The sequence below is a fragment of the Streptomyces sp. NBC_01463 genome (genome assembly GCA_036227345.1).
Classification (GTDB): Bacteria; Actinomycetota; Actinomycetes; order Streptomycetales; family Streptomycetaceae; genus Streptomyces.
Map to the genome: position 1 here is coordinate 7,179,050 of CP109468.1, position 14,208 is coordinate 7,193,257.

At 70.8% G+C, this 14,208-nt stretch carries 10 protein-coding genes; 7 read left to right on the plus strand and 3 right to left on the minus strand.

Annotation, left to right across the window (positions count from 1 at the left end):
- The first annotated feature begins 79 nt into the window (after positions 1-79).
- Positions 80-1,309, plus strand: coding sequence for a cysteine--1-D-myo-inosityl 2-amino-2-deoxy-alpha-D-glucopyranoside ligase (mshC, locus tag OG521_31715; protein WUW25082.1), 1,230 nt, complete (start codon positions 80-82; stop codon positions 1,307-1,309).
- Between the two features lie 109 nt (positions 1,310-1,418).
- Entirely contained in the window at positions 1,419-4,469 is a 3,051-nt protein-coding gene (locus tag OG521_31720; GenBank protein WUW25083.1) for an NPCBM/NEW2 domain-containing protein, read from the plus strand.
- A 64-nt stretch (positions 4,470-4,533) separates the two neighbouring features.
- Here OG521_31720 and OG521_31725 read toward each other — a convergent pair whose 3' ends face one another.
- Positions 4,534-5,568, minus strand: a complete 1,035-nt coding sequence (locus OG521_31725; GenBank protein ID WUW25084.1) for a PAC2 family protein — start codon at positions 5,566-5,568, stop codon at positions 4,534-4,536.
- Positions 5,569-5,825: 257 nt separating this feature from the next.
- On the opposite strand from OG521_31725, the gene OG521_31730 reads away from it, so the two are divergent.
- From OG521_31730 to OG521_31750, 5 genes are all read left to right on the plus strand, one after another.
- Positions 5,826-7,166 carry a fuconate dehydratase gene (locus tag OG521_31730; GenBank protein WUW25085.1) on the plus strand — a complete coding sequence of 447 codons (1,341 nt, stop codon included), beginning with the start codon at positions 5,826-5,828 and terminating at the stop codon, positions 7,164-7,166.
- Entirely contained in the window at positions 7,163-7,942 is a 780-nt protein-coding gene (locus OG521_31735; GenBank protein WUW25086.1) for an SDR family oxidoreductase, read from the plus strand. The genes OG521_31730 and OG521_31735 overlap by 4 nt, the downstream gene beginning before the upstream one ends.
- A gap of 131 nt (positions 7,943-8,073) precedes the next feature.
- Positions 8,074-9,114 (plus strand): sugar ABC transporter substrate-binding protein, encoded by a 1,041-nt coding sequence (locus tag OG521_31740; protein WUW25087.1) that lies wholly within the window; start codon positions 8,074-8,076, stop codon positions 9,112-9,114.
- A gap of 2 nt (positions 9,115-9,116) precedes the next feature.
- Positions 9,117-10,637, plus strand: a complete 1,521-nt coding sequence (locus OG521_31745; GenBank protein WUW25088.1) for a sugar ABC transporter ATP-binding protein — start codon at positions 9,117-9,119, stop codon at positions 10,635-10,637.
- Positions 10,634-11,686, plus strand: coding sequence for an ABC transporter permease (locus OG521_31750; protein WUW25089.1), 1,053 nt, complete (start codon positions 10,634-10,636; stop codon positions 11,684-11,686). The genes OG521_31745 and OG521_31750 overlap by 4 nt, the downstream gene beginning before the upstream one ends.
- A gap of 98 nt (positions 11,687-11,784) precedes the next feature.
- Here OG521_31750 and OG521_31755 read toward each other — a convergent pair whose 3' ends face one another.
- Positions 11,785-12,456, minus strand: coding sequence for a FadR family transcriptional regulator (locus OG521_31755; protein WUW25090.1), 672 nt, complete (start codon positions 12,454-12,456; stop codon positions 11,785-11,787).
- Between the two features lie 133 nt (positions 12,457-12,589).
- Positions 12,590-14,203 carry a glycerol-3-phosphate dehydrogenase/oxidase gene (locus OG521_31760; protein WUW25091.1) on the minus strand — a complete coding sequence of 538 codons (1,614 nt, stop codon included), beginning with the start codon at positions 14,201-14,203 and terminating at the stop codon, positions 12,590-12,592.
- Between the last annotated feature and the right edge of the window lie 5 nt (positions 14,204-14,208).

Consider the following 14,208-nt stretch of genomic DNA (forward strand, 5'->3'; position numbering starts at 1 on the left):
CCGGGCGCAAGAGCGCCTCTTCGGACAGGATCCCCCCTCCGGTTCGTATCCGGAAGCCGCGTCCGGTTACGCTCGTGACATGCATGCCTGGCCCGCTTCTGAGGTCCCCGCCCTGCCTGGCAAGGGCCGCGACCTTCGGATCCACGACACCGCGACCGGCGGACGGATCACCCTTGACCCCGGTCCCGTCGCCCGCATCTATGTCTGCGGCATCACGCCGTACGACGCGACCCATATGGGTCATGCGGCGACCTACAACGCGTTCGACCTCGTCCAGCGCGTGTGGCTCGACACCAAGCGGCAGGTTCACTATGTCCAGAACGTGACCGACGTGGACGACCCGCTGCTGGAGCGGGCCGTGCGCGACGGTCAGGACTGGACCGAGCTCGCCGAGCGCGAGACGGCCCTGTTCCGCGAGGACATGACTGCCCTGCGCATGCTCCCGCCGCAGCACTACATCGGAGCCGTCGAGGCGATACCCGGCATCGTGCCGCTCGTCGAACGGCTCCGGGACGCGGGCGCCGCCTACGAACTCGACGGCGATGTGTACTTCTCCGTCGACACCGACCCGCACTTCGGCGAGGTGTCGAACCTCGACACCGAGGCGATGCGGCTGCTCTCCGCCGAACGAGGCGGCGACCCGGAGCGCCCGGGCAAGAAGAACCCGCTCGACCCGATGCTCTGGATGGCCGCCCGCGAGGGCGAGCCGAGCTGGGACGGGGCCTCGCTCGGCGCCGGCCGGCCCGGCTGGCACATCGAGTGCGTCGCCATCGCCCTGGACCACCTCGGCATGGGCTTCGACGTCCAGGGAGGCGGCTCCGACCTCGCCTTCCCGCACCACGAGATGGGCGCCTCGCACGCCCAGGTGCTGACCGGCGAGCACCCGTTCGCCCAGGCGTACGTGCACGCCGGCATGGTCGGCCTGGACGGCGAGAAGATGTCCAAGTCCCGGGGCAACCTGGTCTTCGTCTCGGCGCTGCGCCGCGACGGAGTGGACGCGGCGGCGATCCGGCTCGCCCTGCTCTCGCACCACTACCGCGCCGACTGGGAGTGGACCGACCAGGTGCTCGCCGACGCCGTGGCGCGTCTCGCGCGCTGGCGCGCCGCCGTCTCGCGGCCGGACGGGCTGTCAGCCGACGCCCTGGTCGAGGAGGTCCGCGCGGCCCTCGCCGACGACCTGGACGCTCCGGCGGCCCTGGCCGCCGTGGACCGCTGGGCCGAGCGGCAGACCGCCGGGGGCGGGACGGACGAGGGGGCGCCGGGACTCGTCTCGCGCACCGTCGACGCCCTGCTCGGTGTCGCGCTGTAACTGCCCGCCGTATTACGTCCGTTCACCGGCCCCGAACTTCTTGATGAAGTTCGGGGCCGGTTCCGTTTTGTCCATGGTCAAATGCTCGGTACTGCGCTAAAAGCGCTCTATGCAATCATCAACGCGCATCAGAGGGGCAGTAGTTGCAGCGCTGCTGGGACTGCTCGCCGCGCTCTCGGGGCCGGGCAGCGCACAGGCCGCCGACCCGGCCGGACCCGCCGGCACGACGGTCGGCGATCTCACTGGCTTCACGGCCGACGGACCCGTCTACGGCCTGAGTGCCGGGGCCGCGAAGGCCCGGGTCAGCTTCGTGTCCGAGGACACCTTCCGTATCGAACTCGCCCCCGACGGCACGTTCGAGGACCCGGCGGGCGATGCCATCGTCCTGCCGCAGGGCGCCCCGCCCCGCACCCGGTGGAAGGAGCGGAGCGACCGCTACGAGCTCTCCACCAAGAGCGTCACGCTGCGTGCCTACAAGTCGCCGCTGCGGTTCGCCCTGTACCGGGCCGACGGCAGCCAGGTCTGGTCCGAGGCGAAGGGGCTGAGCTGGGACGCCGACAAGACCACCCAGACCCTGGCCCGCGGCGCCGACGAGCAGTTCTACGGCGCCGGGATGCAGAACGGCCGCGGCAACACCTCGCACCGGGACAAGACCGTCGAGGTCGGCGTCGACTACAACTGGGACGACGGCGGCCACCCCAACTCGGTGCCGTTCTACCTCTCGTCGGCCGGCTACGGCGTCTTCCGCAACACCTTCGCGCCGGGCACCTACGCCTTCACCGACCCGGTGACCACCACCGAGCAGGAACGGCGCTTCGACGCCTACTACTTCGCGGGCGACAGCGCCAAGGACGTCATCGGCCAGTACACCCGGCTCACCGGCAAGCCCTTCCTGCCGCCGGTGTACGGCATGGAGATCGGCGACGCCGACTGCTACCTGCACAACGCCAACCGCGGCGAGCGCCACACCCTGGACGCGCTGAAGGTCGCCGACGGCTACGTCGAGAACGACATGCCCAACGGCTGGATGCTCGTCAACGACGGCTACGGCTGCGGCTACGAGGACCTCGCGGAGACCTCCCAGGGGCTCCGGGACCGCGACATGCAGCTCGGCCTCTGGACCCAGGACGGCATCGAGAAGATCGCCGACCAGGTCAAGGCCGGCCAGCGCGTCGCCAAGCTCGACGTCGCCTGGATCGGCGAGGGCTACAAGTTCGCCCTGGACGGCTGCAAGGACGCCTACAAGGGCATCGAGGACAACAGCGACGCCCGCGGCTTCACCTACGCCCCCGAGAGCTGGTCGGGCGCGCAGCGCTGCGGGGTCCAGTGGTCCGGCGACCAGTACGGCACCTGGGACTACATCCGCTGGCAGATCCCGACCTACGCCGGCGCCACGATGTCCGGACTCGCCTACACCACCGGCGACGTCGACGGCATCTTCGGCGGCAGCGCCAAGACGTACACCCGTGACCTCCAGTGGAAGATGTTCCTCGGGACCACGATGACCATGGACGGCTGGGCGGCCAGCGACAAGCAGCCCTTCCGCTACGGGGAGCCGTACACCTCCATCAACCGCGACTACCTCAAGCTGAAGGAGTCGCTGCTGCCCTACCAGTACTCCTACGCGCACGAGGCCACCGAGACCGGTGTCGGCATGGTCCGCCCGCTGGCGCTGGAGTACCCGGACGACCCGAAGGCTGCAACGGACGCGGCGAAGTACGAGTTCATGTCCGGCGAGGACTTCCTCGTCGCCCCCGTCTACCAGGACACCACCGAGCGCGACGGCATCTACCTGCCGAAGGGCACCTGGACGGACTACTGGAGCGGGCGGACGTACGAGGGGCCGGTCACGGTCGACGACTACAGCGCCCCGCTCGACACCCTGCCGCTCTTCGTCAGGGCCGGTGCCAGTGTGCCGATGTGGCCGGGCATCCGTTCCTACAAGGACCGCACCGCCGCCTCCCCGCTCGCCTGGGACATCTACCCGCAGGGCAGGTCCTCGTTCACCCTGTACGAGGACGACGGCGTGACCCGTCAGCACCGCGACGGCGCGTACGCCACGCAGCGGGCCGACGTCCGGGCACCGGCCAGGGGCGCGGGCGACATCACCGTGGACATCGGCGCGAGCAAGGGGACGTTCACGGGCAAGCAGAGCAGCCGCCCGTACGAGTTCAGCGTGCACACCGGTTCGGAGCCGGGCGCGGTGAAGCTCGCGGGCAAGCTGCCCCGGCTCGGATCGGCGGCCGCCTATGCCGCCGCGAAGCAGGGCTGGTGGTACGACCGTGACGACCGCGGCGGCGTGGTGAAGATCAAGACCGCTCCGCTCCCCACCGGCAAGAAGTTCTCCGTGAAGCTGGAGCGGACCAGCGCGGTCGGCGGACGGAACGCCGAGGCGACGGCCGCCGTCTCCGCTCCCCAGGGGCAGGAGATCGGCGCCGGGGCCACGGGCACCGTCACCGTCGACGTCACCGCGGGCAAGGCAGACGTCACGGACGCGGCGGTCTCGCTCGACGTCCCCGAGGGCTGGCAGGCCGCCCCGGCCGCGACCGTGGCCCGGATCCCGGCGGGCACCACCCGGCGGGTGGAGGTCCAGGTCACCCCGGCGAAGGACGCCGCGGTGGGGGAGGCGCGGATCACCGCGCTCGCGCGCTACCGGTCGGCGGGCGAGTCCCGCACGGCGGTCCGGCGGTTCGCCGCCTCAGTGATGCCGGCGCCCCCCACCGGTGAGGTGTGGGCCGGGGATCTGGAGTGGCTGACCTCGACGAACGGGTACGGCCCCGCCGAACGCGACCGCAGCAACGGCGAGTCCGGCGCGGCCGACGGCCACCCGCTGACCCTGGCCGGAACGGTGTACGAGAAGGGGATCGGCACCCACGCCGACTCCGACATCGAGGTCTACCTCGGCGGACACTGCTCGAAGTTCACCGCCGACGCCGGGATCGACGACGAGATCAACGGCTACGGCGAGGTGGCGTTCTCCGTCGAGGCGGACGGCAAGGTGCTGTGGACCTCGCCGAAGGTGACGGGGGCGTCGGCGACCGTCCCTGTCGACGTCCCGCTCGACGGGGCGCGGCACGTGCACCTGAAGGTCACGGACACCAACGGGTCCAAGACCGGTGACCACGGGGACTGGGGCGCGGCGCGCTTCATCTGTTCCTGAACGCCGGTGACGCACCAGGGGGGCCGGGCGGGTGTGCACCCGCCCGGCCCCCCTGGTGTCCGGATCAGTCGTCCTCCGGAGCATCCTCCCCGGAGTCATCCGACGAATCCGGCGGCGGGCCGCCGCTCCCGGGGACGGGCCCGGGGCCGGTCTCCGGACGGGGCGGCTTCGGCGGTCTGGTCCGGCCGCTCGACGTGTCCCGCAGATACGAGCCGTCCCCGCTCTCCGTGGCGTGCCCGCCCGGTGCGCCGCCCGGCCCCGGGTCCCGGCGCCGCAGATAGCGCTCGAACTCCCGGGCGATGGCCTCGCCGCTCGCCTCGGGCAGCTCCGCGGTGTCCCGGGCCTCCTCCAGCGTCTGCACGTACTCCGCGACCTCGCTGTCGTCGGCGGCCAGTTGGTCCACCCCGAGCTGCCAGGCGCGGGCGTCCTCGGGCAGTTCGCCCAGCGGGATGCGCAGACCGATGAGGTCCTCCAGGCGGTTCAGCAGCGCCAGCGTGGCCTTCGGGTTGGGCGGCTGCGACACGTAGTGCGGCACCGCCGCCCACAGGCTCACCGCGGGCACGCCCGCGTGCGTGCAGGCCTCCTGGAGGATGCCGACGATGCCGGTCGGCCCCTCGTAGCGCGTCTCCTCCAGGTCCATGGTCCTGGCCAGGTCCGGATCGGACGTGACACCGCTGACCGGTACCGGACGGGTGTGCGGGGTGTCGCCGAGCAGCGCACCGAGCACCACCACCATCTCGACGCCCAGTTCATGGGCGAAGCCCAGGATCTCGTTGCAGAACGAGCGCCAGCGCATCGACGGCTCGATGCCCCGGACCAGGACGAGATCGCGGGGCTTGTCCCCGCCGATGCGGACCACGGAGAGCCGGGTCGTCGGCCAGGTGACCTTGCGCACCCCGCCGTCCAGCCAGACCGTCGGGCGGTTGACCTGGAAGTCGTAGTAGTCCTCGGCGTCCAGCGCCGCGAACACCTCGCCCTTCCACTCCCGGTCCAGGTGCGCCACCGCCGTGGAGGCGGCGTCACCTGCGTCGTTCCACCCCTCGAACGCGGCCACCATGACCGGGTCGATCAGCTCGGGAACCCCCTCGAGCTCGATCACCCAGGCCTCCTTCCGAAGTTCCCTTGCGTACGGAACAACCTTACGGCTTCCGGCCCCTCTCGCCGCAGCCCCTGCGCACGGCCGGGTGATCCCGGGCGAGCCAGGTGCATCATCGGCCCGACCAGGGCGTCTGCGGGACGATACATCCGAGCTGTGTGGGGACAGTTTCCGCTCAACTCTGGACGTTGGGGCCTTCAGGGCGCTATACATCGGATGACCAGAGCAGAGGTCCGATGTTATTTCCCCTGGGGGCGCACATGAGTCAGACCGTCACGGATTTCGAGGTCCACGACATCCGGTTTCCGACCTCGGAACAACTGGACGGCTCGGACGCCATGAACCCCGATCCCGACTACTCGGCTGCCTATGTCGTACTGCGTACCGACGCCGCGGACCATGAGGACGGCGGCGGCATCGAGGGACATGGCTTCTGTTTCACCATCGGGCGCGGCAACGAGGTGATGGCGGCCGCCATCGAGGCGCTGCGGCCCTATCTGGTCGGACGGCCGGTGCCCCGTACCGCCGCCGACCTCGGCGCGCTCTACCGCGATCTCACCCACGACTCCCAACTGCGCTGGCTGGGGCCCGAGAAGGGTGTGATGCACATGGCGGCCGGCGCGGTCGTCAACGCCGCCTGGGACCTCGCGGCCAAACACGCGGGCAGACCCGTCTGGGAGTTCCTGGCCGGGATGACCCCGGAGGAGCTCGTCTCCCTCGTCGACTTCCGTTACCTCACCGACGCCCTCACCCCCGACGAGGCGCTCGCCATCCTGCGAGCCGCCGAGCCGGGCCGGGCCGCCCGCGCCGAGCGGCTGCGCGCCGAGGGATACCCCGCCTACACCACCTCGCCCGGCTGGCTCGGCTACTCCGACGACAAGCTGGTCCGGCTGGCCAAGGAGGCCGTCGCCGACGGCTTCACCCAGATCAAGCTGAAGGTCGGCGGTGACGTCGGCGACGACGTCCGCCGGCTCGCACTCGCCCGTGAGGCCGTCGGCACCGACGTACGGATCGCCGTCGACGCCAACCAGCGCTGGGACGTCTCCGACGCCGTCGCGTGGATGACCGCGCTCGCACCGTACGAGCCGCACTGGATCGAGGAGCCGACCAGCCCCGACGACGTCCTCGGCCACGCGGCCGTGCGCGCCGGACAGCCCGTCAAGGTCGCCACCGGCGAGCACGTCGCCAACCGGGTCGTGTTCAAGCAGCTGCTCCAGGCCGGGGCCGTCGACTTCGTCCAGATCGACGCCGCGCGCGTCGCGGGCGTCAACGAGAACCTGGCGATCCTGCTGCTCGCCGCCAAGTTCGGCGTACCGGTCTGCCCGCACGCCGGAGGCGTCGGACTGTGCGAACTGGTCCAGCACCTCTCGATGTTCGACTACGTGGCCGTCTCCGGCAGCTGGGACGACCGGGTGATCGAGTACGTCGACCACCTCCACGAACACTTCGTCGACCCCGTGGTGATCGAGAACGGCCGCTACACCACTCCGGCGGCGCCGGGCTTCTCGGCCCGGATGCACCCCGAGTCGATCGCCGCACACCGCTATCCCGAGGGCCCCGTCTGGCAGGCCCGCCGCACGAACGAGGAGGACGGCCGATGACCGGCACACGCGACTTCGAGGGCATGAACGCACTGGTGACGGGAGGCGCATCCGGCATCGGGGCCGCCGTCGCGACCATGCTGCTGGCCCGCGGGGCCCGCGTCGCGGTCCTGGACCGGGAGACCGCGGGCGCCCCCGAGGGCACCCTCGCCGTCAAGGCGGACGTCACGGACGACGGCGCCGTCCGCGAGGCCGTCGACCGGGCCGCCGCCGAACTGGGCTCCCTGCACACCCTGGTGTCCAACGCCGGCATCGGCTCCATCGGCTCCGTCGAGGACAACGACGACGACGAGTGGACCCGGGTCCTGGACATCAACGTCCTCGGCATGGTCCGCACCGCCCGGCACGCCCTGCCGCACCTGCGGCGGGCCGCCGCCGAGCGGCCCGGCGCCGTCTCGATCACCCAGACCTGCTCGATCGCCGCGACCGCGGGGCTGCCCCAGCGCGCCCTGTACAGCGCGAGCAAGGGCGCGGTCCTCTCGCTGACGCTCGCCATGGCCGCCGACCACGTCCGCGAGGGGGTCAGGGTCAACTGCGTCAACCCGGGCACCGCGGACACCCCGTGGATCGGCCGGCTGCTCGGCCAGGCCGACGACCCGGCCGCCGAACGCGCGGCCCTCAACGCCCGGCAGCCGCTGGGCCGGCTGGTCTCGGCCGACGAGGTGGCCGCCGCGATCCTCTACCTCGCCAGCCCCGCCGCGGCCTCCGTGACGGGCACGGCACTGGCCGTCGACGGGGGGATGCAGGGCCTGCGCCTGCGCCCCGCCGACAGCTGACCCGGGAGGTGCGGCCCCGGCTCGGACGGTCCGGCCCGCATGTCTCACACCATCTGCACCACCTGCACCACGCACCCCCGCAATGCCATCAGATCCTTCGAGCCGGTACTCCACAAAGGAACGGGACACCAATGAGAGTGCGTACGACGAGTGCGGCGGCCTGCGCCGTACTGCTGGCCGTCACTGCCCTCGCGGGCTGCAACCGCGAATCATCGGACGACGGTGCGGGTAGCGGCAAGGTCGGCATCGACCTGCCGCGCAGCGACAGCGACTTCTGGAACTCGTACCAGAACTACATCGAGAAGGGCGTCAAGGGCGGCGAGGTCAAGGCACTGCCGCTGACCAACTCCCAGAACGACATCGGCAAGCTGGTCGCCAACGTCCAGACCTTCACCGACCAGGGCGCCAAGGCCGTGGTGATGGCCCCGCAGGACACCGGTGCGATAGCCGAGTCGCTCAACACGCTGAACGACAAGAAGATCCCCGTCATCAGCGTCGACACCCGCCCGGACAAGGGCAGCATCTACATGGTGGTGCGCGCCGACAACAAGGCGTACGGCACGAACGCCTGCAAGTACCTCGGCGAGCAGCTGAAGGGCAAGGGCAAGGTCGTCGAGTTCCAGGGCGACCTCTCCTCGATCAACGGCCGCGACCGGTCCGAGGCCTTCAAGGCCTGCATGGACAAGGACTACCCGGGCATCAAGGTCTTCGAGCTGGCCACCGACTGGAAGGGCGACGTCGCCTCCGCGAAGCTCCAGTCGACCCTGGCAGCGCACCCCGACATCAACGGCATCTACATGCAGGCCGGCGGTGTCTTCCTGCAGCCCACCCTCGCGCTCCTGGAGCAGAAGAAGCTGCTGAAGCCGGCCGGCACGCCGGGCCACATCACGATCATCTCCAACGACGGCATCCCGGAGGAGTTCGACGCCATCAAGGCCGGGAAGATCGACGCGACGATCTCCCAGCCCGCCGACCTGTACGCGAAGTACGCGCTGTACTACGCGAAGGCGGCGCTGGACGGGAAGACCTTCAAGGCGGGCCCGACCGACCACGACTCCACCATCATCAAGATCCCGAACGGCTTCGAGGACCAGCTCCCCGCGCCCCTGGTGACGAAGGACAACGTCGACGACCCGAAGCTGTGGGCCAACCAGCTGGAGAAGAAGAGCTAGCCATGGACCAGGCACCCCCTCCTGCCGTACAGGCGGAAGGCGTCGTCAAACGCTTCGGGCCGACCGTGGCGCTCGACGGCGTGAAGCTCACCGTGCTGCCGGGTGAGTCGCACGCACTCGTCGGACGCAACGGCGCGGGCAAGTCGACGCTGGTCAGCGTGCTGACCGGACTCCACAAGGCGGACGCGGGCACGGTCACCTTCGGCGGGCAGCCCGCGCCCGCCTTCGGGGACACCTCGGCCTGGCAGTCGAAGGTCGCCTGCGTCTACCAGAAGTCCATGGTCGTGCCCGATCTGACCGTCGCCGAGAACCTCTTCCTCAACCGGTTCGACGACAACTCCCGCTGGATCAGCTGGGGGAGGCTGCGCAGACGCGCGGAGCAGCTCCTCGCCGACTACGGCGTCCAGGTCGACCCGAACACCCGGGCGCGCGATCTCGACGTCGAGCAGCGGCAGTTCGTCGAGATCGCCCGCGCGCTGTCCTTCGGCGCCCGGCTGATCATCCTCGACGAGCCGACCGCCCAGCTCGACGCCCGCGGCATCGGCCGGCTCTTCGACAAGCTCCGCGCACTGCAGAGCCAGGGGGTGGCGTTCCTCTTCATCTCCCACCATCTGCAGGAGGTGTACGAGCTGTGCACGGCGGTCACCGTCTACCGCGACGCCCGCCACGTACTGACGGCCCCGGTCGCCGACATCGAGAAGAACGAGCTCGTGTCGGCGATGACGGGGGAGAAGTCCGGCGGCGCCGTCGCCTGGCACGCGGCCGGCACGGCCACGCCGCCCGACCCGTCGGCCGAACCCGTCCTGAGCGTCCAGGGGCTCGCCCTGGAGGACTGGTTCGAGCCGCTGGACCTCCAGGTGCGCCCCGGTGAGGTGCTCGGCCTGGCCGGTTCCGCGGCCAGCGGCAACACCGCGCTGGGCGAGGTGCTGGCGGGCATGCGCAAGGCGGACGGCGGCACGGTCCGGGTGCACGGCACGGCGGTGCGCTCGGGCAGCGTGCCGCACGCCCTGGACGCCGGGATCGGCTACATACCCGAGGACCGGCACGACCAGGGCCTCGTCCTCGGGCGCAGCGTCGCCGAGAACGCCACCCTCACGGTCACCGACCAGCTGGGACCGTGGGGGACCGTACTGCCCTCCCGCACCAGGGAGTTCGCCCGGACGATGATCAGCTCGCTGGACATCAAGACCCAGGGGCCCGAGCAGCCCGTCTCCGGGCTCTCCGGCGGCAACCAGCAGAAGGTGGTGGTCGCCCGCGCGCTGGCGCGCAAGCCCAGCGTGCTGGTGGCGGTCCGGCCCACCGCGGGCGTGGACGTCAAGTCCAAGGACTCGCTCCTCGGGGTCGTACGGCAGGTCGCCGACGAGGGGAACGCCGCAGTGATCATCTCCGACGAGCTGGACGACCTACGGGTCTGTGACCGCGTACTCGCCCTGTTCCACGGACGGGTGGTCGAGACATTCGCAAGCGGGTGGGCCGACGGAGAACTCGTCGCCGCCATGGAAGGTGTGGGGGAAAGGGAATGACCGGCACGGTAAGGCCTCCGGCGGCCGAAGACATCGAGAGCGCGCTGAAGGGCCCGGTCGCGGGCGACCGCCCGCTGGACCGGCTGAAGCTGATCCGGTGGAGCGACTTCTCGCTGGTGCCGGTGATCCTGGTGGTGATGCTGGTCGGATTCATCGTCTCGCCGGTGTTCCTGACCTCCCAGAACCTGATCAACGTCGTCCAGCAGTCCTCCGAGCTCAGCCTGCTGGTGCTCGCCCAGGCCTTCATCCTGATCTGCGGACGGATGGACCTGTCGCTGGAGTCGACGATCGGTATCGCACCGGTCATCGCGCTGTGGCTGGTGCTGCCCGGCGGAGGCGACCGGTTCGCCGGTCTCGGGGTGATGCCGGGCTGGACAGCGGTCCCGCTCTGCCTGCTGGCGGGCGTGGTGATCGGCGCCTTCAACGGCTTCCTGATGCTGAAACTGCGCGTCAACGGGTTCATCGCGACGCTCGGCATGCTGATGATGCTGCGGGGTCTCCACAACGGCATCACCGAGGGCAAGTCGATCATCGACGTCCCGTCCTCCTTCAGCTACCTGGGCAAGGCCTCCTGGCTCGGCGCGCCGGCGGCCGTCTGGATCTGCCTGGCGCTGTTCGCCGTCGGCGGCGCGGTGCTGGCCTGGACGCGGCACGGGCGCTCGCTCTACGCGATCGGCGGCAACCCGGAGGCCGCCCGCGCCGCGGGTATCCGCGTCGACCGCGTCACCTGGATCGTCCTGGCGGTCGGCGGGCTGCTCGCCGCCTTCGCCGGCATCCTCTACACCGGCCACTACGGTTCGGTCGGGGCCACGCAGGGCAAGGACATGATCTTCGACGTCATGGCGGCCGCCGTGATCGGCGGGATCGGTCTGAAGGGGGGCCGCGGCACCATATTCGGCGCGCTCACCGGCGTACTCACCCTTCGGCTGGTCGTCAATGTGATGACCCTGGCCGGTGTTCCGGGCCAGTGGGAGAAGTTCCTCAACGGCGCCATCATCATCATCGCCCTGGTCGCCTCGCGCTATGCCAGCCGCGAGGAACAGGACTGACAGCCGCATCGCACCCAGGACGCCGGACGGGCCCATCAGCCCGTCCGGCGTTCTCGGTCCGGGGCGGGGCGGGGCCCCGGCAGGCCCCGCGCCCGCGGCTAGAGCGTCGAGCGCAGCCACTGCTCCACGCTGGCCACATGCACCGTCGCCCACGCCCGCGCGGCCTCCGCGTCGCCGTCCCGCAGCGCCGAGAGGATCGCCCGGTGCTCATGGAGGGTGCGGCTCACCGCGTCCTCCTGCGTCAGACCGCGCCAGACCCGGGCCCGGGTCGTCGGGCCCGACAGCCCGTCGAGCAGCGAGCAGAGCACCGAATTGCCGGAGGACTGGACGATCCCGCGGTGGAACTCCAGGTCGCAGGCGACCAGTTCCTCGACCGACGGGCGCTCGCCCAGCGCGTCCAGCTGGGCGCTGAGCACGTCCAGCTGCTCCTCGCTGATCCGGCTCGCCGCCATCGCCGTCGCGGCCGGCTCCAGGATCCGGCGGACCGCCAGGAACTCCAGCACCGTGTCGTCGCGGTGGAAGTCCACGACGAAGCTGAGCGCCTCCAGCAGCAGCTGCGGATCGAGGCTCGTGACATACGTGCCGTCGCCCTGGCGCACATCGAGAATGCGGATCAGCGACAGGGCGCGCACCGCTTCCCGCAGCGAGTTGCGGGACAGGCCGAGCTCCGCGGCGAGTTCGCTCTCCTTGGGGAGACGATCGCCGGGCCGTAGCGCACCCGAGACGATCATTCCCTTGATCTTCTCGATGGCCTCGTCAGTGACAGCCATGGGCGACCTCCAGACATCCGATGTATCGCACCATTATGCGTCCCCGGCGACGGCCCGTGCGCCCATCGGCGGAATCGGCACACAAGGCCGGGGGCGGCGTCCCCCCGGACGCCGCCCCCGGCCTTGTGACAGGTCAGCTCTTCCGGTCGCCGAGCACCGACTCCACACCGGCCCGGATCTCGTCCGTGGCCAGTCCCCGGATCGTCAGCGTGGTCCGCCGGCGCAGCACGTCGTCCGCGGTCTCGGCCCACTCGTGGTCGCGCGCGTAGGCGACCTGGGCCCAGATCTCCGGGGCGTCGGGGTGGATGCGCTCGGCGAGCGCGGGGCTCTCGTTGGCCAGCCGCGCGATGTCGAACGACAGCGAACCGTAGTGCGTGGCCAGGTGCCGTGCCGTGTCGGCCGACATCCGCGGACCCGGCGTACCGCCATCGATCAGCAGACGGTGCGCCACCGCGTTCGGGTTGGCGATACCGGGCAGCGGGAGCTTCCTCGGCAGCCGCGAGACCGGCTCCATGTCCTCGCCGAGCGGGTGCCCGGGGAGCGTGGCCAGCTTGTTCATCACCGTGCGGCCGATGTGGCGGAACGTCGTCCACTTGCCGCCCGCGACCGACAGCATCCCGCCGCGGCCCTCCGTCACCACCGTCTCGCGCTTCGCCTTCGAGGTGTCACCGGGCCCGCCCGGCAGCACCCGCAGCCCCGCGAAGGAGTACGTGATCAGATCGCGCGACAACTGCTGGTCCCGGATGGAGAACGCCGCCTCGTCCAGGATCTGCGCGGTGTCCTTCTCGGTCACCGCGACATCCGCCGGATCGCCCTCGTACTCCTCGTCCGTCGTGCCGAGCAGCAGCATGTCCTCCCACGGCAGGGCGAACGTGATGCGGTACTTGTCGATCGGTGTGGCCAGCGCGGCCTTCCAGGGGCGGGTGCGCCTGAGCACCAGGTGCGCGCCCTTGGACAGCCGGATCGACGGAGCCGCGTCCGGGTTCTCCATCTTCCGCAGGTGGTCGACCCACGGCCCGGTGGCGTTGAGCACCAGCCGGGCGGTGACGCCGAACTCCGTGCCGTCCGTGCGGTCCTGGAGCTCGGCGCCGGTCACCCTGCCCCGGGTGAACCGCAGTCCGGTCACCGCCGCGTGGTTGAGGACGGTCGCCCCCGCCTCGACGGCCGCACGGACCGTCATCAGCGCCATCCGGGCGTCGTTCATCTGGTCGTCGCCGTAGACCGCGACGGCCTTCAGGTTGTCCGTACGCAGCTCCGGCACGTCGCGCTGTGCCTTCGCCGGGCTGATCACATGGCCGACGCCGTCGCCGAAGGCGGACAGCGCCGAGTACGCGAACACGCCCGCGCCGAGCTTGGCGGCGCCGTGCGGCCCGCCCTTGTAGACCGGCAGGTAGAAGGTGAGCGGGTTGGCCAGGTGCGGGGCCACCTGACGGGACACCGCACGCCGCTCGAAGTGGTTCTCCGCGACCAGCTTCACCGCGCCGGTCTGCAGGTAGCGCAGACCGCCGTGGAGCAGCTTGGAGGAGGCGGAGGAGGTGGCGCCGGCGAAGTCACCGGCATCCACCAGGGCCACCCGCAGTCCGGACTGCGCGGCATGCCAGGCGGTGGAGATGCCCAGGATTCCGCCGCCGATCACCAGGAGGTCGTACGTCGCCTTGGAAAGCTGCTCCCGGGTCTCGGCGCGGCTCGGAAGGGAGCCGGAGGCCGGATGCGTCCCGAGGGCGGGGACGCTCTGCAGGGTGGTCATTGTCT